Origin of the sequence: Thioalkalivibrio sp. ARh3 (assembly GCF_000377265.1) — a bacterium.
Lineage (GTDB): Bacteria > Pseudomonadota > Gammaproteobacteria > Ectothiorhodospirales > Ectothiorhodospiraceae > Thioalkalivibrio > Thioalkalivibrio thiocyanoxidans.
This window is the reverse complement of the sequence record NZ_KB897947.1, coordinates 594,414-615,860: the sequence shown is the minus strand read 5'-3', so window position 1 is coordinate 615,860 and position 21,447 is coordinate 594,414. Positions and strand designations below refer to the sequence as shown.

Annotated in this window: 23 protein-coding genes; 7 read left to right on the top strand and 16 right to left on the bottom strand. The window is 67.3% G+C overall.

The window, feature by feature from the left end:
* Nucleotides 1-123: 123 nt before the first annotated feature.
* The 11 genes from C995_RS0102870 to C995_RS0102820 all read right to left on the bottom strand — a co-directional run bounded on the left by C995_RS0102870 (nt 124) and on the right by C995_RS0102820 (nt 9,789).
* Complete coding sequence (locus C995_RS0102870) at nt 124-1,818, bottom strand: NAD+ synthase (protein ID WP_018863502.1); 1,695 nt, start codon at nt 1,816-1,818, stop codon at nt 124-126.
* A 9-nt stretch (nt 1,819-1,827) separates the two neighbouring features.
* Nucleotides 1,828-2,703 carry a succinate--CoA ligase subunit alpha gene (gene sucD / locus C995_RS0102865; RefSeq protein WP_018863501.1) on the bottom strand — a complete coding sequence of 292 codons (876 nt, stop codon included), beginning with the start codon at nt 2,701-2,703 and terminating at the stop codon, nt 1,828-1,830.
* A complete protein-coding gene (gene sucC, locus C995_RS0102860; RefSeq protein WP_018863500.1) occupies nt 2,700-3,860 on the bottom strand; it encodes an ADP-forming succinate--CoA ligase subunit beta in 1,161 nt (386 codons plus the stop codon). The genes sucD and sucC overlap by 4 nt, the downstream gene beginning before the upstream one ends.
* Before the next feature lie 163 nt (nt 3,861-4,023).
* Nucleotides 4,024-4,404 carry an aspartate 1-decarboxylase gene (gene panD / locus C995_RS0102855; protein WP_018863499.1) on the bottom strand — a complete coding sequence of 127 codons (381 nt, stop codon included), beginning with the start codon at nt 4,402-4,404 and terminating at the stop codon, nt 4,024-4,026.
* 92 nt (nt 4,405-4,496) lie between these two features.
* Nucleotides 4,497-5,378 carry a pantoate--beta-alanine ligase gene (gene panC / locus C995_RS0102850; protein WP_018863498.1) on the bottom strand — a complete coding sequence of 294 codons (882 nt, stop codon included), beginning with the start codon at nt 5,376-5,378 and terminating at the stop codon, nt 4,497-4,499.
* A 51-nt stretch (nt 5,379-5,429) separates the two neighbouring features.
* A complete protein-coding gene (gene panB, locus C995_RS0102845) occupies nt 5,430-6,224 on the bottom strand; it encodes a 3-methyl-2-oxobutanoate hydroxymethyltransferase (RefSeq protein ID WP_018863497.1) in 795 nt (264 codons plus the stop codon).
* A 36-nt stretch (nt 6,225-6,260) separates the two neighbouring features.
* Nucleotides 6,261-6,911, bottom strand: a complete 651-nt coding sequence (locus C995_RS0102840; protein ID WP_017925772.1) for a deoxynucleoside kinase — start codon at nt 6,909-6,911, stop codon at nt 6,261-6,263.
* Complete coding sequence (gene folK, locus C995_RS0102835) at nt 6,908-7,438, bottom strand: 2-amino-4-hydroxy-6-hydroxymethyldihydropteridine diphosphokinase (RefSeq protein WP_018863496.1); 531 nt, start codon at nt 7,436-7,438, stop codon at nt 6,908-6,910. Before folK ends, C995_RS0102840 begins: the two co-directional genes overlap by 4 nt.
* A complete protein-coding gene (pcnB, locus tag C995_RS0102830; RefSeq protein WP_019624725.1) occupies nt 7,435-8,820 on the bottom strand; it encodes a polynucleotide adenylyltransferase PcnB in 1,386 nt (461 codons plus the stop codon). Before pcnB ends, folK begins: the two co-directional genes overlap by 4 nt.
* Nucleotides 8,821-8,896: 76 nt before the next feature.
* Entirely contained in the window at nt 8,897-9,343 is a 447-nt protein-coding gene (locus C995_RS0102825; RefSeq protein ID WP_018863494.1) for an NUDIX hydrolase, read from the bottom strand.
* A gap of 20 nt (nt 9,344-9,363) precedes the next feature.
* Nucleotides 9,364-9,789 carry an RNA-binding S4 domain-containing protein gene (locus tag C995_RS0102820; RefSeq protein ID WP_018863493.1) on the bottom strand — a complete coding sequence of 142 codons (426 nt, stop codon included), beginning with the start codon at nt 9,787-9,789 and terminating at the stop codon, nt 9,364-9,366.
* 109 nt (nt 9,790-9,898) lie between these two features.
* On the opposite strand from C995_RS0102820, the gene C995_RS0102815 reads away from it, so the two are divergent.
* Nucleotides 9,899-10,588: a glutathione S-transferase family protein gene (locus C995_RS0102815; protein WP_018863492.1), complete on the top strand. Its 690-nt coding sequence runs from the start codon at nt 9,899-9,901 to the stop codon at nt 10,586-10,588.
* Between the two features lie 733 nt (nt 10,589-11,321).
* On the opposite strand, the gene C995_RS0102805 is transcribed toward C995_RS0102815, so the two are convergent.
* Nucleotides 11,322-11,975 carry a 7-cyano-7-deazaguanine synthase gene (locus C995_RS0102805; RefSeq protein ID WP_018863491.1) on the bottom strand — a complete coding sequence of 218 codons (654 nt, stop codon included), beginning with the start codon at nt 11,973-11,975 and terminating at the stop codon, nt 11,322-11,324.
* A 44-nt stretch (nt 11,976-12,019) separates the two neighbouring features.
* Here C995_RS0102805 and C995_RS0102800 point away from each other — a divergent pair, with 44 nt between their 5' ends.
* Nucleotides 12,020-12,493: a TerB family tellurite resistance protein gene (locus C995_RS0102800; protein ID WP_018863490.1), complete on the top strand. Its 474-nt coding sequence runs from the start codon at nt 12,020-12,022 to the stop codon at nt 12,491-12,493.
* A gap of 15 nt (nt 12,494-12,508) precedes the next feature.
* Nucleotides 12,509-13,171, top strand: a complete 663-nt coding sequence (locus C995_RS0102795) for a sulfite exporter TauE/SafE family protein (RefSeq protein ID WP_018863489.1) — start codon at nt 12,509-12,511, stop codon at nt 13,169-13,171.
* Nucleotides 13,172-13,203: 32 nt separating this feature from the next.
* Here the strand turns inward: C995_RS0102795 and C995_RS0102790 are convergent, their stop codons facing one another.
* The 4 genes from C995_RS0102790 to ppsA all read right to left on the bottom strand — a co-directional run bounded on the left by C995_RS0102790 (nt 13,204) and on the right by ppsA (nt 17,658).
* Nucleotides 13,204-13,656 (bottom strand): DUF4426 domain-containing protein, encoded by a 453-nt coding sequence (locus C995_RS0102790; protein WP_018863488.1) that lies wholly within the window; start codon nt 13,654-13,656, stop codon nt 13,204-13,206.
* Between the two features lie 143 nt (nt 13,657-13,799).
* Complete coding sequence (locus C995_RS0102785; protein ID WP_018863487.1) at nt 13,800-14,363, bottom strand: YggT family protein; 564 nt, start codon at nt 14,361-14,363, stop codon at nt 13,800-13,802.
* A gap of 106 nt (nt 14,364-14,469) precedes the next feature.
* On the bottom strand, nt 14,470-15,294 hold the full coding sequence (locus tag C995_RS0102780; RefSeq protein WP_018863486.1) for a pyruvate, water dikinase regulatory protein: 825 nt from the start codon (nt 15,292-15,294) through the stop codon (nt 14,470-14,472).
* 3 nt (nt 15,295-15,297) lie between these two features.
* Nucleotides 15,298-17,658 carry a phosphoenolpyruvate synthase gene (ppsA, locus tag C995_RS0102775; protein ID WP_018863485.1) on the bottom strand — a complete coding sequence of 787 codons (2,361 nt, stop codon included), beginning with the start codon at nt 17,656-17,658 and terminating at the stop codon, nt 15,298-15,300.
* Between the two features lie 152 nt (nt 17,659-17,810).
* Between ppsA and C995_RS0102770 the strand changes: the two genes are divergently transcribed.
* From C995_RS0102770 to C995_RS0102755, 4 genes are all read left to right on the top strand, one after another.
* On the top strand, nt 17,811-18,305 hold the full coding sequence (locus C995_RS0102770) for a RimK/LysX family protein (protein WP_018863484.1): 495 nt from the start codon (nt 17,811-17,813) through the stop codon (nt 18,303-18,305).
* Nucleotides 18,302-19,852 carry an inactive transglutaminase family protein gene (locus tag C995_RS0102765; protein ID WP_018863483.1) on the top strand — a complete coding sequence of 517 codons (1,551 nt, stop codon included), beginning with the start codon at nt 18,302-18,304 and terminating at the stop codon, nt 19,850-19,852. The genes C995_RS0102770 and C995_RS0102765 overlap by 4 nt, the downstream gene beginning before the upstream one ends.
* A gap of 1 nt (nt 19,853) precedes the next feature.
* Nucleotides 19,854-20,909, top strand: a complete 1,056-nt coding sequence (locus C995_RS0102760; protein ID WP_018863482.1) for an alpha-L-glutamate ligase-like protein — start codon at nt 19,854-19,856, stop codon at nt 20,907-20,909.
* Between the two features lie 63 nt (nt 20,910-20,972).
* Nucleotides 20,973-21,443, top strand: a complete 471-nt coding sequence (locus C995_RS0102755; protein WP_018863481.1) for a transcriptional repressor — start codon at nt 20,973-20,975, stop codon at nt 21,441-21,443.
* Nucleotides 21,444-21,447 lie beyond the last annotated feature (4 nt).

Genomic DNA, 21,447 nt, shown 5'->3' with positions numbered 1-21,447 from the left:
TGGCGATCTCCGTGGATTCCCCCGGCATAGGCCAAGGCGAATATCGGTGGCTCCGGACAGAGGTTGCCGCTCCGGCTTCGCCTCCTCGCAATGACGGTGCTCGGGTCCGGCGTCGAGTGTCGCTCAATCCGGACGATAACCCGAGGTGATCGGGTAGCGCCGGTCGCGGCCGAAGGCCCGCCGGCTGACGCGCACCCCGGGCGGGGCCTGGCGGCGCTTGTACTCGGCCAGGAAAACCAGCCGCGCGATGCGCTCCACGGTGGCCCGATCAAAGCCATCGGCCACGATCTCCTCCACCGATCGCTCCTGCTCGACGAAGGCCTCCAGCACCGCATCCAGCACCTCGTAGGGGGGCAGCGAATCGGCATCCTGCTGGTCAGGCGCCAGTTCCGCGCTGGGCGGGCGCTCGATCACCCGCTCGGGGATCGCCGCGCCGCGCGTATTGCGCCAGCGCGCCAGGCGGTACACCCACTGCTTGGAGACGTCCTTCAGCGGGGCGAAGCCGCCGTTCATGTCGCCGTACAGCGTGGAATAGCCGACGGCCATCTCGGACTTGTTGCCGGTCGCCAGCAGCAGCCTGCCGCTGCGGTTCGACAGTGCCATCAGCAGCACCCCGCGGGCGCGCGACTGCAGGTTTTCCTCGGTCACATCCCCCGCGTGGGCGGGCATGGCGGCGAATGCCGGTGACAGCCCGGCCAGAAAGTCCTGCACCATCGGCTCGATCGCGATCTCGTGGTACTCGATACCCAGCAGCCGGGCCTGGGCCTCGGCATCCTCGATACTCATCGACGCGGTGTAGCGATACGGCATCATCACCGCCGTCACCGCAGCCGGGCCCAGCGCATCCACCGCCAGCGCGGCCGTCAGCCCCGAGTCGATACCACCGGACAGGCCCAGCAGCACGCCGGGAAAGCCATTCTTGGCGACATAGTCGCGGATGCCGATCATCAGGGCCTGGTAGAGGTCGCGGGCATCCGCCTCGTCCGGCTCCGGGCCGGGGTCGGTCAGTGTAGGACGGATCCCGCAGGCGGACAGGTGCATGGTCTCGGGCCGCGGCTGCAGCTCGATCCCCGACGGCCCGCGCCGGGCCTGCACCAGCGCGTATCCGGTCGCCCAGGCCGGCAGCGCCGCACGCGCCCCGTGCGCGGCGTCGTGCACGAAGGAGCGGCCATCAAACACCAGCTCGTCCTGCCCGCCCACCTGGTTCACGTAGACCACCGGGCAGCCGGTCTCGGCGACGCGCGCGCCCACTACCTGCAGGCGCTCCTCGGCCTTGCCACGGTGATAGGGCGAGGCATTCAGGTTCAGGATCAGTTCGGCCCCGGCCGCCTGCGCGGCGGCGAGCGGTGCCGCCTGCCAGATGTCCTCGCAGACGGTCAGACCGATCCGCCAGCCCGCGAGCTCGACCACACAGGCCTGGTCGCCCGCGACAAAATAGCGCTGTTCGTCGAATACCGAGTAGTTGGGTAATACCTGCTTGGCATAACGCGCGATCTCGCGGCCGTCGCGCAGCCACAGCGCCGCATTCACCAGGCCCTGCTCAGTGGCAACCGGTGCGCCGAGTATCACGTCGATACCCGCTACCGAGCGCGTGATCGCCGCCAGGGACTGTTCCACCGCGCGCAGGAAGGCCGGGCGCAGCAGCAGGTCCTCCGGGGGGTAGCCGGTCAGGGCGAGCTCGGGGAAGACCACCGCGCACGCACCGGCGGCGCGGGCCTGTTCGATCGCGTCCTCGATCAGGTGGCGGTTCGTATCCAGCCCACCCACGATCGGGTTGATCTGGGCCAGGGCCAGCGGCAGGTCATCGGCGAACGCCATCGCGGCGGGTCAGGCGCGATCGAGCGCGGACTGCATGGCCTGGCCGAGTTCGGCCGGGCTCTCGGCCACGCTCGCACCCGCCGCGCGCAGGGCCGCCATCTTCTGTTCGGCCGTGCCCTGGCCGCCGGCGATGATCGCCCCGGCATGGCCCATGCGACGTCCGGGCGGCGCGGTGGCGCCCGCGATATAGGCCGCCACCGGCTTGTCGAATTCACTCTCGATATAGCGCGCGGCGCGCTCCTCGGCATCGCCACCGATCTCGCCGACCAGCAGCACGCCGTCGGTCTCCGGGTCGTCGCGAAACAGCCGCAGGCAGTCGACGAAGTCGAGCCCCTGGATCGGGTCGCCACCGATGCCGATGCAGGTGCTCTGGCCCAGCCCCCGATCCGAGGTCTGCTTGACGGCCTCGTAGGTCAGGGTACCGGAGCGCGAAACGATACCGATGCGCCCGCGCTGGTGGATATAGCCGGGCATGATGCCGACCTTGCAGGCATCCGGCGTGATGATGCCGGGACAGTTCGGGCCGATCAGGCGGGTCGGGCTGCCGGCCAGGACCTGCTTTACCCGGATCATGTCCTGTACCGGGATGCCCTCGGTGATGCACACGGCCAGCTCGATGCCGGCATCCGCCGCTTCGCAGATCGCATCGGCCGCGAACGGGGCCGGGACATAGATCATGCTGACGGTCGCGCCGGTCTGCGCCACCGCATCGGCGACGGTATTGAACACCGGACGGTCCAGATGCGTCTGTCCGCCCTTGCCGGGCGTCACACCCCCGACCAGACGCGTGCCATAGGCAATCGCCTGCTCGGAGTGGAAACTGCCCTGCTTGCCGGTAAAGCCCTGGCAGATCACCTTGGTATCGCGGTCGACGAGGATGCTCATGCCACGGCCTCCACCACGGTGCGCGCCGCGCGGTCGAGGTCCGCGGCCGGGATCACGTCCAGGCCGGAGCTGGCCAGCGCCTCGCGGCCCTGCTCCGCGTTGGTGCCTTCCAGACGCACCACCACCGGCACCTGGACCTGCACCTCGCGGATCGCGGCGATGATGCCCTCGGCGATCAGGTCGCAGCGCACGATGCCGCCAAAGATGTTCACCAGCACCGCCTTCACCGAGGGGTCCGACAGGATCAGCTTGAACGCGGCCGTGACCCGCTCCACCGTCGTGCCGCCGCCGACATCCAGGAAGTTGGCCGGCTCGCCGCCGTGGTGCTTGATCAGGTCCATGGTGGCCATGGCCAGCCCCGCGCCGTTCACCATGCAGCCGATGGAACCGTCCAGGCGGATGTAGTTGAGGTCGTGCTCGTGCGCCTGTTCCTCGGCCGGGTCGCGCTGGCGCGCGTCGCGTTCGGCCATCAGCGCCTTCTGGCGGTAGGCGGCAGAGTCGTCCACGGTCAGCTTGGCGTCGATGGCCAGCAGCTGGTCGTCAGCGGTCAGCACCAGCGGGTTGATCTCCAGCAGCTGCGCATCCACCTGCTGGAACAGGGCATGGGCATTGGTCACCAGTTGGGCCATCGCCTTGGCCGGCTCGCCCGACAGCCCGAGGGCAAAGGCGACCCGCCGCCCGTGAAACGGCATCACGCCCGTGGCCGGGTGGATCGGCAGGGTGATCACCGCCTCGGGCCGCTCGGCGGCCAGGGTCTCGATGTCCATGCCCCCCTCGGCGGAGACCACCAGCGCCAGGCGCTCGCGGGCCCGGTCCACCAGCAGGGCAAAGTAGAATTCGCGGGCGATGTCGGCGGCCGGCTCCAGCAGGAGCTGATCCACCGGCAGGCCCTCGGGGCCGCTCTGCCCGGTGACCAGGCGCGAGCCCAGCAGCTTTTCCGCGGCCTCGCGCGCGGCCTCGGGGGAATCCGCCATCACCACGCCACCGGCCTTGCCGCGCCCGCCGGAATGCACCTGGGCCTTGACCAGCACGCGCTCGGCGCCCAGTGCCTGCCAGGCGGCGGGGAGCTCGTCGGGGTGGGTGATCACCTGTCCGTCGGGAACGGGGATGCCGGCGTCGCGAAAGCGCGCCTTGGCCTGAAATTCGTGGAGATTCATGGGTGTGGAGGATAGCGGTGCGCCCGTTGCCCGACAACTGCGAGGCCGGACAACTGCCGGGACGAAGGCGAGGGCGTGTGCTTATGGCAGCGCTGAATAAAGCCATCCTGGCTTCCTCAGCGCACGCTGCGCCGCAAGGAAACGCAGATAAATCAGCGTTTTCTCAAGCGGCCTGCACCGGGATGCCGTGGCCGGTACGCACGATCGCGTTGCGGTCGTCGAGATACACCAGGTTCGGGGTAAATTCGCGGGCCTCGGCCGCGTCCATCTGCGCGTAGGCACAGACAATCACGCGATGCCCCACCGCCGCCTTGTGCGCGGCCGCACCATTGACCGAGATGATGCCGGAGCCCGGCTCGCCCTCGATCGCGTAGGTGGTAAAGCGCTCGCCGTTGTCCACGTTGTAGATCTGGATCTGCTCGAACGGCAGGATACCGGCGGCTTCCAGCAGCCGCGTATCGATGGCGCACGAGCCCTCGTACTCCAGCTCACAATGAGTGACCTGGGCCTTGTGCAGCTTGCCCTTGAGCATGGTGACGTGCATCGGCGAATTTTCCGGCGATAACCTCTGGGGGCGCAAAATTATCCGCGATTGTGCCGGGCGCGGCAAATGGCCCACCCCGGCGCGGGCACGAATCAGCTCGCCGGGCGGGTGCGCACGTTGTCGATCAGGCGGACTTCCGCCAGCCAGGCGGCGGCCAGCACCACCAGGTCCTGGTCGGCCAGCGCCACGCCGTGCTCCGGCTCGGCCAGATCCTCCGCACGCCGGATGGACAGGTATTCGGGGTCGAAGCCGGTCTCGCGCAGGCGGTCGCAGGCACGCCCCTCGACCTCGGGGATGCGCTCGGCATCGAAAACCGTCGCCCCTCGGCAGACCGTGGCCACCTCGTCCAGCACGCGTTTGAGCTCCGGTGCGATCATCCGCGCCTCCTCGGGCAGCTGGTCGTTGCGCGAACTGCAGGCCAGGCCGTCCTTCTCGCGCACCGTCGGGATCGCCTCGACCCGCACCGGGATGTCCAGCCCCTGCACCATGCGCTCGATCAGCTTGAACTGCTGAAAGTCCTTCTCGCCGAACAGTGCGATATCCGGCCGCACGAGGTTGAACAGCTTGGTCACCACCGTGGCCACGCCATCGTAGTGCCCGGGGCGGAAGGCCCCCTCCAGGATCTCCGAAAGCCCCGGTACCACCACCCGCACCGGGGGCCTGCCGTCGCTCGGGTACATGTCTTCCTCGGACGGACAGAACACCGCGTCCACGCCGGCCTCGGTCAGCAGACGCGAGTCCTCCTCCAGGGTGCGCGGATAGCGCTCGAGGTCTTCGAGACGGTCGAACTGCATCGGATTCACGAAGATCGACACCACCACGCGCTGCGCCCGTGCGCGGGCATGCCGGATCAGCGTCATGTGCCCCTCGTGCAGGTGTCCCATCGTGGGGACCAGGGCAATGGTTCCGCGGCCCTTGCGGGCCCATTCTCGATGCATGGCCACCAGCTGGGGCCGGTCACGCAGGATTCTCATGGGCCAGGGGTCTCTTGGGCCGGGGTCCTCATGGACGGAAGAATGAAAGAACTAACGGAAAGTGTGCACGCCGGATTCAGGGAACGTGCGTGCCCGCACCGCCTCGCAATAGGCGCGTACCGCGCCCTCCAGCGAGCCGCCCTCGCCCAGGAAATCGCGTGCGAAGCGAGGTGGCTCGGGCGTCAGGCCAATCACGTCCTGGATCACCAGGACCTGGCCATCACAGCGCGCGCTGGCGCCGATCCCGATCACCGGGATATCGGTCGCGCGAACGATCGCGTCCGCCAGTTCCTCCGGCACGCTTTCCAGGAGCAGCCCCTGGGCACCGGCGGCCTCCAGGCGCGCGGCCAGCGATTCCATCTCGGCGGCGGCGTGGGGGTCGCGACCCTGCACACGGAAGCCGCCCATGCGATGCACCGCCTGCGGCGTCAGGCCCAGATGCGCGCATACCGGGATTCCGGCGGCCACCAGCCGCTCGACAATCGGCAGCTCGGCCAGCCCGCACTCGATCTTGACCATGTGCGCGCCGGCGCGCATCAAGGCCCCGGACTGCTGCAACGCGGTCGGGACATCGGCGTCTCCGAGAAACGGCAGGTCCGCCATGATCATCGCGTTGTGGACCACCCGCGCGACACTGGCGACGTGATAGCACATGTCGTCGATCGTCACCGGCAGCGTGGTCGGGTGCCCCTGCACCACCATACCCAGGGAATCGCCGACCAGGATGACGTCCACGCCGCAGCGGTCCAGCAGCGCGGCAAAGGACGCGTCATAGGCCGTCAGACAGGTAATCGGTTCGCCGGCCTGCTTGCGCCTGGCCAGCGTATTGACGGTGATCGGCCGCATCAGTCTGCCTCCCGGGCGGGATCGATCTGCCGCACGTCAGAGCGTGATCGGCAGCGGATTGAAATAGTGTCGGCCACCCTGGATCGGCTCCAGGAACTGCACCAGCTGTTCGAAGTCGGCCGGGTTGTTCACCCAGTCGATCTCGGTGGCGTTCACGATCACCAGTGCCGCCCCTTCGAAATGATAGAAGAATTCCGCATAAGCCGCGTTCAGGCGCTCCAGATAATGCGCCTCGATGTGACGTTCGTACGGTCGCGCACGCTGGCGGATGCGATCCAGCAGGACCTCCACCGGCGCCTGCAGGTAGATCACCAGATCAGGCCGTGGCAGGCCCGCGCGCAGGTGCCGAAACATCTCGCGGTAGATCTCCAGCTCGTCGGGGTGCAGGTTGAGCTCGGCGAACAGCGGGTCCTTGTCCATCACGTAGTCGGCCACGTGGCGCTGCTCGAACAGGCCCTTCTGGCTGACCGGCGTCAGCTGCCGCACACGCTGCACCAGAAAATGCAGCTGCGTGGCCAGGGCGTGTTTGTCCGGCTCCTGGTAGAAGCGCTCGAGGAACGGGTTCTCGTCCGGCGCCTCGAAGATCCCCTCGGCCCGCAGGTGTTCCGACAGCAGCCGTGCGAGGCTGGACTTGCCCACCCCGATCGGACCCTCCACCGCAACAAAGTCGAAGTCGCTCAGACTCACCGCTGCCCCCCGGCACGGGCAACGTCCGGGTCCTCCAGCGCAACCAGCGAGGCGCCGTCGAAGCGGTGGGCAAGCCGCTCGATCAGGCCCTCGCCCGGAATCTTCAGACCCGGTGCCAGCTCGGCCAGCGGGAGGACGACGAAATCGCGCTCGGCCAGACCCGGATGGGGTACATGCAGCCCGGGCAGGTCCAGCACCTGATCCCCGAACAACAGGATGTCCAGATCAAGCAGGCGCGGGCCCCAGCGGGTGCCGTCACGCTCGCGGCCACAGTCGGCCTCGATCGCCTGTAGCGCGTGCAGCAACTCCAGGGGCTCGAGCCGGGTGTGCAACCGGGCCACTGCATTCACGTAGTCCGGCTGGTCCTGCGGGCCCATCGGCGGGTTACGGTATAGCCGCGACTGCCCCGTCAGCAGCGTCTGCGGCACATCACCGGCCAGGCGCCGAAAGGCCTCGCGCACCTGGGCCTCGGGGTCGCCAAGATTGGCGCCGATACCCACGAACACCTGCAAACCGGCGTCGGTCATGCCGCATCCCCCCCGTCATTCGAGCCGCCGGACTCGCCATCGCCCTTGCGCCGGCGCTTGCGACGACGCCCGCCACGGCGGGCACGACTCTTGCCCTTTCCACCGCCGCCGGCCATCTTCTTCTGTTCGCCCTCGTCCTTTTCCTGGAACTCGGTCCACCAGCGACACAGTTCCGGGTCGGCATCGCCCGCGCGGGCGCGCAGGCAGAGGAAATCGTATCCGGCACGGAAACGCGGGTGCGTCAGCAGGCGCAGCGCACGCCCGCCGCGCGCCCGCTCCAGCCGCGCCTGCAGCTCCCAGATCTCGCGCACGATCAGGCTGAAGCGCTTGGGGATCGAGACCGTCTTCACCTGGCGATCCAGCACCTCGGCCATCGCCTGCTGCCAGGCCGGGATCTCCTGCTCGTCTTCCTCGATGCGCCGGGCCGCCGCCACCTGCACCGGGGCCCACAGGATTGCGGCATAGAGGAACGCCGGGTTGACCCCAAGCTCCTCGTTGATGCGCTTGTCGGTATTGAGCAGCGACTCGACCAGGAACTGCCGCCGCTCGGCACCCAAATCCGGATCGGCAAAGCACTCGGCCGCCTCCGGGAACATCGGTGCGAACAGACCGAAGCGCTCCAGCTCGTCCAGGCAGGTGACCGCCGCACCGCTGTGGAACAGCTTGATCACCTCGTCGAACAGCCGCGCCGGGGCCACCGTCTGCATCAGGCCCGCGAGGTCGTGGATCCCGGCCTCGACCTCGGGCGCGATGCGCAGTCCCAGCTTCGCGGAGAAGCGCACCGCGCGCAGCATGCGCACCGGGTCCTCGCGCAGCCGTGTTTCAACATCGTCCCCGATCAGGCGCAACACACCCTCGCGCAGGTCCTCGACCCCGCCGGTGTAGTCGAGCACCGAGAAATCGTCGATGTCGTAGTACAGCGCATTCACGCTGAAGTCCCGGCGCACCGCGTCCTGCTCGATCGTGCCGTAGCGGTTGTCGCGCAGGATGCGGCCCTCTTCGCTCAGCGCCACCTGCCCGTCGCTGTCGTCGTCCTCGTCGTGTGGCGCCCGGAAGGTGGCGACCTCGATCACATCGCGGCCGAACAGGACATGGGCCAGACGGAAACGCCGCCCGATCAGGCGACAGTTACGGAACAGCCCGCGCACCTGATCCGGTGTGGCATCGGTGGCCACATCGAAATCCTTGGGCTCGCGCCCCAGCAGCAGGTCGCGCACGCCCCCGCCCACCAGACAGGCGCGATAGCCCGCATCGCGCAGGCGATAGAGCACCTTCAGGGCGTTGTCGTCGATCGCGGCGCGCGAGATGCCGTGTTCCTCGCGTGAATACACGCGCGGTTCCGGTATCGCAGCGGACGGGGTTGCAGGATCGGCCTGGGTCACTCGGTTCGGGTTCCGTGAACGAAAGCGCAGTATGGTAACAGCAAGCTGGTTCGGGAAAGGACCGAACCGCCCGACGTCATGCCCCAGCCCCTCGTATCGCACTGGAAGACTGCAGACGCAGCGGCGCGGTTTCTCCGGTCAGGCGATAGCGCAGATAGTCATCAAGGATGCGCCGATGGTCAAAGGCCAGCAGCTGGCCCTGATCTTCGGGATCCAGCCAGGCACAGTCCGCGGCGTCATCGGCCGCACGGGCCTCGCCCGCGCCGCGCGCCACGAATACGGCACTGACGGTGTGCCCGCGCGGATCCCGCGCGGGATCGGAATAGACGCCCAGCAAGGCCTCCAGCGTGACCTCCAGACCGGTTTCCTCCAGGGCCTCGCGTACGGCGGCCTGCTCGACCGACTCGCCGACATCCACGAACCCCCCGGGGAGGGCCCAGCCATGGGGCGGGTTGCGGCGCTCGATCACCAGCACGCAGCCAGGATGGGCGGGATGATGGATCACCACATCCGCGGCCAGCAAGGGGGTTTGCGGTGGGCCACTCATTCGCCCTGACCGTCCTGGCGGATGAAACGCCGGATCTGGCGGCGCTGGCGCTTGTCCGGACGGCCGCTGGGGGCACTGTCGGCCACCGCTCGCTCCGCGCGGCGACGTTCGGATTCGGCCTCACGCCGGGCCTCGCTCTCGGGTGTCTCGGTATACAGCTCGCGCGCCTCGGTCGCGGGCCGACGCTGGTCATTCAGCGCCCGCACGTCGATCTCCCAGGTCTGCTGGCCGCGATGGATCGTCAGGCGATCGCCCGGGTGCACCCGGCGCGCCGGCTTGCAGCGCTCGCCGTTCACATGGACCTTGCCGCCACTAACGGCCTCGGTGGCCAGCGCGCGGGTCTTGAAGAAGCGCGCGGCCCACAGCCACTTGTCGATGCGCAGCCCGCCGGCGGGCGCCGCGCGTGCCTCAGCCCCGGCCAAGGAACCCCCACACTGGAGACACTGGACTTTCCCGCCGGATCGCAGGCATGGACAATGCGCGGCTTTCCGCCATCAGAGGATGGGGCCCCGCGTGGGGCTTCGATACGTCATGAAACTCCCGCATCTGCACCTGATCAGCTTTGACCTTTGTCCTTTCGTTCAGCGTAGCGTGATCACGCTGAAATACAAGCAGGCACCGTTCGAAGTGACCTATATCGATCTCGCCGACCCACCCGACTGGTTTCGCGAACAGTCCCCGCTCGGCAAGGTGCCGATCCTGAAGGTCGATCACGACACCGTGCTGTTCGAGTCGGCGGTCATCAACGAATACGTCGACGCGATTACCCCGCCGCCGCTGATGCCGGACACGCCGCTGCAGCAGGCCCGCACCCGCGCCTGGATCGAATACCTGGGCGAGCAGACGATGACCCAGTATCGCTGGATGACGGCGACCGACGAGGCGGCCTTCGAGATGGAACGGCATGCGGCCTCGCGCGGGCTGGAGCGGCTGGAACGCGAGCTGGCGGGCGATCCGCTGCTCGCCGGGCATGCCTTCACCCTGATCGACGCCACTCTCGCGCCGATCCTGCTGCGCTACAGCCTGATCGACGACATCGACAATCCCTGGGAGCCGGAGGCGTATCCGCGCCTGGCCGAACGCTGGGAAACGTTGCGCGGCATGGACGCGGTCTCCACCTCCGTACCCGATGACTTTGCGGCGCGCCTGGCCGCCTACCTGCGCGCACAGAAAGGCTTCGCCCCGGCGCACATCGCCTCGCGACTCGCCGACACGGCCTGAGGCCAGGTCCCCGGGCCCCGCCGGGTCAGACGTGGCAGCAGCACACGTCTTGTGGCTGGGCACGGTTCGGCATCCGGTGTTTACGGTGCCTTCGTCTTGCCGCCTGCCAAGCGCTGTTTCGGCAGCGCCCCCCGAGTTACTTCTTTGCTCGTGCAAAGAAGTAACCAAGAAACACGCCCGGGATTCGCCCGGGAACCTTGCTCCGGACGCGCCAGGCCGGCGGCGCTGAAACTCGCTTCGCTCAGACAGTCAGCGCCTTCTCCCCGGCCTGTCACGCCCTCCACAAGGGGCTCATATCGGGAGGGTAGGTCAAAACGGGCGGTATTCGAGCACCCGCTACAAGCTTGAGCTGTAGGGTGCGTTGAGCGCAGCGAAACGCACCATGCCAACGTCGGGGCAACCCTGATGCGATTCGCTGCGCTCATCAGCATCCTACATGGGGGCTGGCGCCCACTGCCGGCGCAGGATCGGGGAACCTGGGGTGCCAACCCCGAAGGGGCTCGGCCGCTTTTGCGCGCGCACGGCGTTGCGGCTCCTTTGTGCAGAGTGACTGCACGGCAGTCACCGCGCCTTGTTCGCACGCAAAAGCGACTCGAGCGCGAGTGTGCACATTGATCAGTGTTTCCCTCGGCCTGACTGGAGTCAGGCTCGGCCCAGTTCAGCTGCAGGGTCTCGCCCGTGAAAATGGCGATCTCCAGGCGCTCGATCACATGCTTGGGAAGGGCGGGTTCGGTCATCGGGGCGGTTCGCGATAGTCAGTCGGATCGGGCACGCCCGCCGCGGCAAAGGCTGCGCGGCGCGCCTGGCACTGCGGGCAGCGCCCGCAGTGAAGCGATTGTGCCAGAAGGCAGCTCCAGGTGCGGGACCAGTCGATTCCCAACGGATCGGTGCTGCGGATGATCTCGGCCTTGGACTGCGCGATCAGCGGGGCCTCGATCGCCAGCCCCGGCACCAGCTCGTCCGCCAGCGCCGCGAGATGCCCGATAAAGGACGGGCGCGACCCCGGGCCATGCCCCTGGTCCTCGCGATTGAGGGCGAGCAGGATGCGCCCCGCCCCCTGGTGCTCGGCGAGATTGATCGCCAGCGCCAGTACCAGCAGGTTGCGCTGCGGCAGCGGCACATGCGCGACCCACTCCGAGCGTTTGGCAAACGCCTGGCGCAGCGCGCGCAGATCCATCTCGACGGGCTCGACCCCATAGTCCGCGCCCAGGGCGCGGATCGCAGCCCGCTCGCGCTCGGCATTGCGCTGGCCGTAATCCACCCACATGCCGCGCAGCGGTCGGCCCTGCACATGCCGCTGCACCAGCAGGGCACTGCTCTCGATACCCCCGGACAGCAGGAGCAGATCCGGGGACGATTCACCCGTGTACTTGTCCGTGGCGCCCATTCGGGCACCATACGCAAAGCACACGCACGCAGAAAGGAACCCTGATGATCGACGAGCTGCGCCGCCACTGGCAGCGCCTGATGCGCACGGATTTGAGCGACACCGAATCCGGCGACGACGAACAGCGCCTGCAGCGCGCGGCCGCCGCGCTCATCATGGAGGTCTGCCGCGCCGACTTCGAACTGCACGAGGTCGAGCTCGACTCCGTGCGCGCCAGCCTGATCGAGCTGTTTGAACTGGATGCGGATACCGCCGATGGCCTGCTCGAGATCGCCCGCGAAAAGAGCGACGAACTCGTATCCATCCACCCGATGGCCCGCGAGGTCAACGCGGCCTTCGACGCCGACCAGAAAGCCGACATCATGCGCGCACTGTGGCGCGCCGCGTGGGCCAACCAGGACCTGCACAAGCGCCAGGAGGCCGTGATCCGGCACCTGGCCGATCTCCTGTACGTCCCGCATTCGACATTCATCCGCACCAAGCACGAGGTCCTGGGCGATGCTGCCGATCCGGACTGATGGAGGGTGGCGGTAATGGGCGACCCGGGCACACTACTCGCCGCCCTTGCTGTGGGCATCCTGGGGGGCGTTCACTGCCTCGGGATGTGCGGTGGCATCGTGGGCGCGATCTCGCTCGGGCACGGTCGCCGGGGTCCGGGATTCGACCTGCTCCTGGCCTACAACCTGGGGCGCATGGGCAGCTACGTGATCGCCGGCGCCCTGGCCGGCTGGCTGGGGGCCACCCTGCTGGGTGGCCTGCCGGCCGGGCAGGCAATCCTGCAGGGGATTGCCGCAGTCTTCCTGGTCCTGCTGGGACTGTACATCGGTGGCTGGTGGCCAGTCCTGGCGCGCCTGGAACAGGCGGGTGGTGTGGTGTGGCGTCGCATCGAACCCCTCGGTCGGCGGTTTCTGCCAGTGCGGCATGCCGGACAGGCACTGCTGGTGGGCGGGCTCTGGGGCTGGCTGCCCTGCGGGCTGGTCTACAGCGTGCTGGCCTGGTCGCTCAGCGCCGGAGGGGCCACCGAGGGCGCCCTGCTGATGGCGGCCTTCGCCCTGGGCACGCTGCCGAATCTGTTGCTGATGGGGGTCTTCGCGGCGCGCATGGCCGCATTCGTGCAACAGCGCTGGGTTCGCGCCCTGGCCGGGGCCACGATCCTGCTCTACGGCGGGTGGATGCTGCTGCGGCTGACGATGTAACCCCCGCCTCCCGGCGGGGGTACGAATGGACCTCAGTCGGCGAAGAACTCGCGGCTGAAGCTGATGGGCAGGGCCCGCTCGCTGCCTTCCGGCGTTACCTCGAGCTCGAACTCGAGCGTCTCGCCGCGGCGAACGGTCACCTCGGAAAGCTGATAGATGGCGTCGCCATCCTGGACTTCCCGGAAGCGCAGACTGCGCATCTGGTCTTGCATGTTGGTCGCGGTACCACTGAGATCCGCGGACACGGCCTTCAGCCCGTCATTGGTGCGCTCCATTACGGTCACGTTGACCATCGCGCGGTTGGCGCTGCGGCGCACGTCGTAGGCCTGAGCGACCTCGGGGGAAAGGAAGGTCGTGTTGATGACGTTGTAGTACACCACGTAGTTGTCGAATTCCGCCTCGCTGGCGGACGCCATCGAGCTGCCGAGGGCAACCGCCGCCAAAGCGACGATGAAGCCGGTGATGACCCGATGCACTCTTGCCATGGCTAACTCCTCTGCCGTTCAGGGTAGGCGAGGGCGGTGCCGCCGGCATGAGGCTGACACCACCCCCTGTCCTCGAGTCTAGCGCCTTTTCGTGCAGATGAAACCGGCAAAAGAAGAGGGTTTCCGGGCCCGGTTGATCTGGATCAGAAAGAGCGCACCAGAATCAGCAGGATGTACAAACCCACCAGTGCAACCATCGGGGAAAAATCAATTGCGCCGGCCTGAGGCAGCGTCCGACGCAGAGGACCAAGGATGGGCCGATTGACGTCGGCGGCCAGGCGCAGGATGGGGTTATGTCCCCCGCCTCCACCACCCGCCTGGATCCAGCTCATCACGACCTCGATGATCAGGGCGATCATGAATACCCAGATCACGGTGGTCAGCACCTCGCGGATGGCGACGTAGAAGATCACGCCCAGCCCCACATCCGCCCCGAGAATCGCGGCACGCAGCCAGAGTTCGATGCACTTGAGCACGATAATCAGCACGATCGCGGCCAGATCGAACCGCCCGACCGAAGGGATCACCCGCCGCAGGATTCTTAGCGGCGGGTCGGTCAGCATCACGATCGTCTGCGAGATCGGGTTGTGGTATTCCGCCCGCACCAGCCCGAAGATCGTACGCAGGATCAACAGGATGATGTAGATCCCGAAGATGACGCTGATCAGGAAGATGGCAATCTCTTGTCCGGGTCCGGCGGCAGTCATGCGGGCTCCTTGCGGCAGTTCGACGGGAAGTCGGCGACATTCTCGGGCATGCCCGGCGGGATGCCAAGACAGACGCAGATTGAGTCAAGTGTTCTCGGGCACCCGGTCAGGTACCTCGAATCCGGTCCAGGGTATCGCGCACCTGGGTCGCGATCTCTTCAATGGAGAGCTCGGTAACGTCCAGGTGAGGGATGTTCCAGATCTCCAGAAACTCCTGGATCGCGGCACATTCCGCGCGGCACTGGCCGAGGCTTGCGTACTGGCTCCCGGGACGGCGGCCCTCGCGGATCTGGGACAGCCGCTGGGGGGTGATGGTCAGCCCGACCAGGCGCCCACCGAGCCCGCGCAGGCTGCGCGGCATGTGCGGGGTGTCGCCCTGACCCAGGTCCTCCGGCACCAGCGGGTAGTTGGCCGCGAACAGGCCGTAGTTCATTGCCAGGTAGAGGCTGGTGGGCGTCTTGCCCGAACGCGACGCACCCAGCAGCACCACATCGGCCACGGAAAGATCCTGGGTGGACAGGCCGTCGTCATGCGACAGCGTGTAGTTCAGGGCCTCGATACGGCGATCGTAGCGCGTCACGTCCCCCATGCCGTGGGCCCGCCCGGATACCGGCTGGGCGGTGACCCCGAGCACCTCCTCCAGCCGCCCGACCTGCTCCCCGAACACGTCGATGACCGGGACGGGGCTGTGGCGCAGATCCTGGCGCAGGTCGGCATTGGCCAGGGTGGCCACGACCACCGCCGGCTGCGGCCCGGCCCCGATCCGCGCGAACACGCTGGACAGCCGACCCGGGGTCTGCACGAATGGCAGCCGATGCCAGGCCGGGTCCAGGTCCGGGAACTGGGTGAACAGCGAACGCGCCAGCGTCTCCGCGGTAATCCCGGTCCCGTCGGACACCAGATACACCTGCGGGCACCGCGGATCCGCCATGTCCTATCCCCTCACCTTCGCCAGTTGCTCCCAGGTGGAGAGTAGTGCATCCGGGTTCAACGACAAGGAATCGATGCCCTCGTCCATCAGCCACGCGGCCATCTCGGGGTAGTCGGACGGGGCCTGTCCGCAGATCCCGACGTACTTGTCGGCATCCTTCGCGGCCCGGATCGCCATGGTCAGCAACGCCTTCACCGCATCGTCGCGCTCGTCGAAGGAATCCGCCACCAGGCCGGAGTCACGATCGACGCCCAGCGTGAGCTGGGTCAGGTCGTTGGAGCCGATCGAGAAGCCGTCGAAGTGCTCCAGGAAGCGCGCCGCCAGCAGGGCGTTCGACGGGATCTCGCACATCATTACGACCTTCAGGCCGTTCTCGCCGCGGCGCAGCCCCTCCTCGCCGAGCACGTGGATCACGTCCTCGGCCTCGGTCAGCGTGCGCACGAACGGGACCATGATCTGCACGTTCTCGAGCCCCATCTCTTCGCGCACGCGGCGCAGGGCCTCGCACTCCATCGCGAACGCAGGGCGGAAGGTGTCGGAGCGATAGCGCGAGGCACCGCGGAACCCGAGCATCGGGTTCTCCTCCTCCGGCTCGTAGCCCGCGCCCCCGATCAGATGGGCATACTCGTTGGACTTGAAGTCCGACAGGCGCACGATTACCGGCTCCGGCGCGAAGGCCGCGGCCAGCGTAGCAATGCCCTCGGACAGTTTGCGCACGAAGAACTCGCGCGGGCCGTCGTCGAACCCGCGCAGGCGCTCGGCGATACGCTCCTGCGCATCGGCATCCAGCTGCCCCGGGTCCTCGGCGTAGTCCAGCAGCGCCAGGGGGTGCACGCCGATGGTGCCGTTGATGATGAACTCGAGGCGTGCGAGCCCAATCCCGGCGTGCGGCAGCTGCGAGAAGGCATAGGCGCGGCCCGGGTTTGCCACGTTCAGCATCAGCTTGACGGGCAGCTCCGGCAGCTCGCCGATATCGGTCTTCTTGACCGAGTAGTCGAGCCTTCCGGCGTAGACATGGCCATCGTCACCTTCGGCACAGGAGACGGTGGCCTCCATGCCATCGGACAGGGCCTCGGTCGCATCGGCACAGCCGACCACCGCCGGGATACCCATCTCGCGGGCAATGATCGCCGCGTGGCAGGTGCGCCCGCCGCGATTGGTCACGATCGCGGCGGCACGCTTCATCACCGGTTCCCAGTCCGGGTCGGTCATGTCCGCCACCAGGATGTCGCCCTCCTCCATGGTGTGCATGGAATCCGGGGAATCCAGCACGCGCACGACCCCGGCGCCGACCTTCGAGCCGATCGCCCTGCCGGTGACCAGCGGCGTCTCGCTGTGCGGGGCCAGCTCGTAGCGCTCGCCCGCGCCGAGCTCGACGCGGCTCTCCACCGTCTCCGGGCGCGCCTGCACGATGAACAGCTCGCCGGTCTCGCCATCCTGGGCCCACTCGATGTCCATCGGCCGGCCGTAGTGCTGCTCGATCGCGACCGCAAAACGACCCAGCTGCTCGGCATCGGCGTCGCTGAGGCAGAAGCGCTCGCGCAGGTCCCGCGGCGTGTCTTCGGTGCGCGTGCCGCCCTCGTCCAGGACCATGCGAATGGCCTTGGTGCCGAGGGTGCGACCGATGATAGCCCGCTTGCCGGCGGCCAGCGCGGGCTTGTAGACCTGATACTCGTCCGGATTCACCGCACCCTGCACGACGGTCTCGCCCAGCCCCCAGGCGCCGGTGATGAACACCGCGTCGCGAAACCCGCTCTCGGTGTCGAGGGTAAAGATCACGCCGCTCGCGCCGACATCGGAACGCACCATGCGCTGCACCCCGGCGCTAAGGGCCACCTCGTCGTGGGCGAAGTTGTTGTGCACCCGGTAGGCAATCGCGCGGTCGTTGTAGAGGCTGGCGAAGCACTCGCGCAGCCGCGCAAGCAGCGCATCGATACCGCGCACATTCAGAAACGTCTCCTGCTGCCCGGCAAACGAGGCCTCGGGCAGATCCTCGGCGGTGGCCGAAGAGCGCACGGCGACGGGCACATCATCGCCCAGCTTGGCGTAGTGCTCGCGCACCGCCTGTTCCAGATCGTCCGGCAGTGGCGCCGCCTCGATCCATCCACGCACCTCGCGCCCCGCCTCGCGCAGGGCCTCGATGTCGTTGATGTCGAGATCGGCCAGGCGCGCCTTGATCCGGGCAGCGAGGTTCTCGTGCTCCAAATGCGCACGGAAGGCGTCGGCCGTGGTCGCGAACCCGCCGGGCACGCGCACGCCAGCCCGCCCCAGCTCGCGCAGAAGCTCGCCCAGGGAGGCGTTCTTGCCGCCCACCCTGGCCACATCGTCCATATTCAGATCGTCGAGATCGACTACCCAGCGCATCGGGCCTCCCGGAAAGGTTTGTGAACTGTCTAACACGGGTCAATGGCACCATTGGGATAGACTGAATCTATTTTTGACCCCACATCTGAGGAGGCCACGTGTCCATGCGCCCGACCCTTTGGTCCAGCTTAACGAAAACCGCCCTCGGGGGAATGCTGCTCGGCCTTGCCCTCGGCTTGCCCCCCGTACAGGCCAAGGACGATCCGTCCTCGCTGGCCATCCTGGGTACCGTGGAAGATGTCGAAATCGTGGACGAGGGGATCGTGCTGGAGGCACGGCTGGATACCGGTGCAACCTCGTCATCGCTGAACGCGCTCAACAAGGAGAAATTCGAGCGCGACGGCGAGGACTGGATCCGCTTTGACGTCGTCGACCCCGATGACGAAGACGCCTACATCACACTGGAGCGGCCGATCGAGCGCAGCGTCCGCATCCGCCAGCACAGCGGCGACAGCCAGGAGCGTCCGGTGATCGCGATGGAATTCTGCATCGGTGATCAACGCATCAAGGCCGACACGACCCTCATTGACCGCAGCAACCTCACGTATCAGGCCCTCATTGGTCGCACGCACCTCGCCGGACATATTCTGGTCGACTCCGGGGCCGAGCATACGCATCGGCCCGACTGCGGAGACGACAATTCGTGAGACGATTTCATCTTCCGATCCTGATCGTTCTGCTGAGTACGATCGGGCTCGGGATCTTCGCCTACAAGGTCATCGCCCTGGACATGCCCGTGATGCCCGGGGCATCGGCCGAGACCTGGCAGGTCGAGGCACGTGTTCGCTATCAACCAACAGGCGGTGCCGCCAACGTGCAGCTCCGCATCCCCGACCGCTTGCCCAATTTCGCCACGCTGGACGAAAACTTTGTCTCGCGCGGGTATGGCCTGAACACGCTGCGCGCCCAGGATGACCGGATTGCGCAATGGACCATACGCCAGCCGCGGGGGGAACAGGTGCTGTACTACCGCGCGACCCTCTACCGCGATGGCGATGATCGCTCGGATGCCGAGTATCCCGGCCCCGTCGCAGCCCCGGAATGGACCGAGCCCTACCGCTCCGCGGCCGATGCGCTGATCGAGGATGTCCGCGGCCGTTCCTCGGACATTCAGACCTTCGCCTCGGTGCTGGTCAATGACCTCGCCCACGCCGCGCCCGCGTCCAACGCCGCGGTATTCGCCGATGACGGCGGCGATCGCGTGAAACGTACCGAGACATTGATTGAACTTCTGGCAACAGCCCGTATTCCCGCGCGCACTGTCACCACGCTGCACCTGCGCGATGGGCGCCGCGACGTGCGCCCGGAAACCTGGATCGAGGTCCACAACACACGGCGCTGGGTGCCCATCCATCCGCTGTCGGGCGAGATCGAATATCCGGACGACGTAGTCGTCTGGGCCCATGGTTCCGCGCCGCTGCTGGAGGTCTCCAACGGACGCGACGCCGAGGTCCGCTTCGCCGTCTCGCGTGGCGTACAGGACGCACTGACCACCGCCCAGCGATTCGGCGACACCGTCAACGCCCAACTGATGGAGTTCTCCACCCTGAATCTCCCGCTGGGGACCCAGAACACCTACCGCGTACTGCTCATGGTCCCCCTGGGGGCCATGATCATCGTGTTCCTCCGCAACGTGATCGGCGTCCAGACATTCGGCACGTTCATGCCGGTACTGATCGCGCTGTCCTTTCGCGAGACACAACTGCTGGCCGGGATCATCCTGTTTACCCTGATCGTGTCACTTGGCCTGGCCGTACGCTTCTACCTCGAGCACCTGCGATTACTGCTCGTGCCGCGACTGGCCGCAGTGGTCAGCGTGGTCATCATGCTGATGCTCGGGATCAGCATCCTTTCGCACCAACTGGGGTTCGAACGGGCGCTCGCGCTATCGCTGTTCCCGATGGTCATCCTGGCCATGACGATCGAGCGCATGTCCGTGGTCTGGGAAGAACACGGGCCATCGGACGCGATTACCCAGGGCATCGGCAGCCTGGCCGTGGCCGCGGCCGCCTATGGCCTGATGGCCAATCGCCACCTGGAACACCTGCTGTTCGTATTCCCCGAACTGCTGCTGGTGCTGCTGGCGATGACCCTGCTGCTCGGGCGCTATACAGGCTATCGCCTGAGCGAGCTGTTCCGCTTTGGCCGCATGCAGGAGGCCATGCAGCCCCCCAAACGCTCGGAGGATCGCTAGCATGGGCTGGCTGCCACGCTTCGTACTCCCGCGGACCCTGCGCGCGCAGGGCATTGTGGGAATGAACGCGCGCAATGCGCGCTTCATCGCCCAGTACAACCACCGGCGCTTCTACCCGCGGGTGGACGACAAGCTGGAGACCAAGCGCCTTGCCCTGGACGCCGGCCTGTCGGTGCCCGAACTCTACGGCGTCGTCCGTTCGCATCACGAGATTCGCAAGCTCGATCGTCTGCTGCGCGCCTACCCCGGCGGCTTCGTGATCAAGCCGGCGCATGGGGCCGCCGGCGACGGCATCCTGGTCATTACCGGCTGGCGCGGGGACCGGCTGCGGCGCGCCAGCGGCCGCACGATGGAGATGAGCGAGCTGCACGACCACTGCTCCAACATCCTCTCCGGGATGTACAGCCTGGGCGGACGTCCCGACATGGCGATGATCGAACAGCGGGTCCGGTTCTCCTCGGCCTTCGATCAGATCACCTATCGTGGCGTGCCCGACATCCGCACCGTTGTCTACCGGGGGTACCCGGTCATGGCCATGATGCGCCTGCCCACCCAGGACTCCGACGGCAAGGCCAACCTGCACCAGGGTGCAGTCGGCACCGGGATCGACCTGGCTTCCGGCAAGACCATCGGCGGCGTGCAACACAACCGGCCCATCTGGGAACACCCCGACACCGAACACTCGATTGTCGGGCTGGAAATTCCCGGCTGGGGTGACCTGATGCAACTGGCGTCGGGCTGTTACGAACTGAGCAAACTGGGCTATCTGGGCGTGGACGTGGTGATCGACCAGAACCGCGGCCCCCTGATCCTCGAACTCAACGCCCGCCCCGGGCTCGCGATCCAGATCGCCAATGGCGAGGGGCTGGAGAGCCGGTTGCTTGCCGTGGACGCCCACCTGGTCGGGCGCGACGGCACCGAGCCCCCCGAGCAGCGCGCGCGCTGGGCCGGCGAGGTCTTCGCGCGTCACGAAGCGACGGAGGCAACGCCCGCGGATGCCGCCTCGGCCACCCCTGTGACGCAAGACGCGGATTCAACAGGGATCGAGCTGCGCTAGCGAGACTGGCGCCTCTCGACCAACGCCGAGAGGCGCGAGCCACTTTCCGCTATCCTAGGCGCCATGACCTCGACAGCGCATTCCCACAGTCCGGCGGATATCGAGCAGGCCCTGGCGGACGCCGAGCGCGTCTGCACCCGACGCGGGGCCAGACTGACCGAACAGCGCCGCCGCATCCTCGAGCAGATCCTGCGCACCGACGGCGTGATCAAGGCCTACGACCTGATCCATGCGTTGTCCTCGGATGACCACAGCATCAAACCGCCAACGGTCTACCGGACCCTGGCCTTCCTGCTGGAACAGGGTCTGATCCACCGCATCGAGAGCCTGAACGGCTTCGTCGCCTGCTCCCACCCGGGCGAACGCCACGAATCCGCGCTGATGATTTGCGACGGCTGTGGCCAGATCACCGAATTCCACACCCCGGACCCGGCCACGCAGGCGCTCGAGGCCGAAGCCACCGCTCAGGGCTTTGCCATCGACTCGCGCATGGTCGAACTGCACGGGCTCTGCGCGGACTGTCGCAACGCCTGACCGA

Coding starts and splice junctions, on each gene's coding strand:
- C995_RS0102870 (WP_018863502.1), bottom strand. CDS start 1,818: ATGGCGTTCGCCGATGACCTGCCGCTGGCCCTGGCCCAGATCAACCCG.
- sucD (WP_018863501.1), bottom strand. CDS start 2,703: ATGAGCATCCTCGTCGACCGCGATACCAAGGTGATCTGCCAGGGCTTT.
- sucC (WP_018863500.1), bottom strand. CDS start 3,860: ATGAATCTCCACGAATTTCAGGCCAAGGCGCGCTTTCGCGACGCCGGC.
- panD (WP_018863499.1), bottom strand. CDS start 4,404: ATGCACGTCACCATGCTCAAGGGCAAGCTGCACAAGGCCCAGGTCACT.
- panC (WP_018863498.1), bottom strand. CDS start 5,378: ATGAGAATCCTGCGTGACCGGCCCCAGCTGGTGGCCATGCATCGAGAA.
- panB (WP_018863497.1), bottom strand. CDS start 6,224: ATGCGGCCGATCACCGTCAATACGCTGGCCAGGCGCAAGCAGGCCGGC.
- folK (WP_018863496.1), bottom strand. CDS start 7,438: ATGACCGACGCCGGTTTGCAGGTGTTCGTGGGTATCGGCGCCAATCTT.
- C995_RS0102815 (WP_018863492.1), top strand. CDS start 9,899: ATGAAACTCCCGCATCTGCACCTGATCAGCTTTGACCTTTGTCCTTTC.
- C995_RS0102805 (WP_018863491.1), bottom strand. CDS start 11,975: ATGGGCGCCACGGACAAGTACACGGGTGAATCGTCCCCGGATCTGCTC.
- C995_RS0102800 (WP_018863490.1), top strand. CDS start 12,020: ATGATCGACGAGCTGCGCCGCCACTGGCAGCGCCTGATGCGCACGGAT.
- C995_RS0102795 (WP_018863489.1), top strand. CDS start 12,509: ATGGGCGACCCGGGCACACTACTCGCCGCCCTTGCTGTGGGCATCCTG.
- C995_RS0102790 (WP_018863488.1), bottom strand. CDS start 13,656: ATGGCAAGAGTGCATCGGGTCATCACCGGCTTCATCGTCGCTTTGGCG.
- C995_RS0102785 (WP_018863487.1), bottom strand. CDS start 14,363: ATGACTGCCGCCGGACCCGGACAAGAGATTGCCATCTTCCTGATCAGC.
- C995_RS0102780 (WP_018863486.1), bottom strand. CDS start 15,294: ATGGCGGATCCGCGGTGCCCGCAGGTGTATCTGGTGTCCGACGGGACC.
- ppsA (WP_018863485.1), bottom strand. CDS start 17,658: ATGCGCTGGGTAGTCGATCTCGACGATCTGAATATGGACGATGTGGCC.
- C995_RS0102770 (WP_018863484.1), top strand. CDS start 17,811: ATGCTGCTCGGCCTTGCCCTCGGCTTGCCCCCCGTACAGGCCAAGGAC.
- C995_RS0102760 (WP_018863482.1), top strand. CDS start 19,854: ATGGGCTGGCTGCCACGCTTCGTACTCCCGCGGACCCTGCGCGCGCAG.
- C995_RS0102755 (WP_018863481.1), top strand. CDS start 20,973: ATGACCTCGACAGCGCATTCCCACAGTCCGGCGGATATCGAGCAGGCC.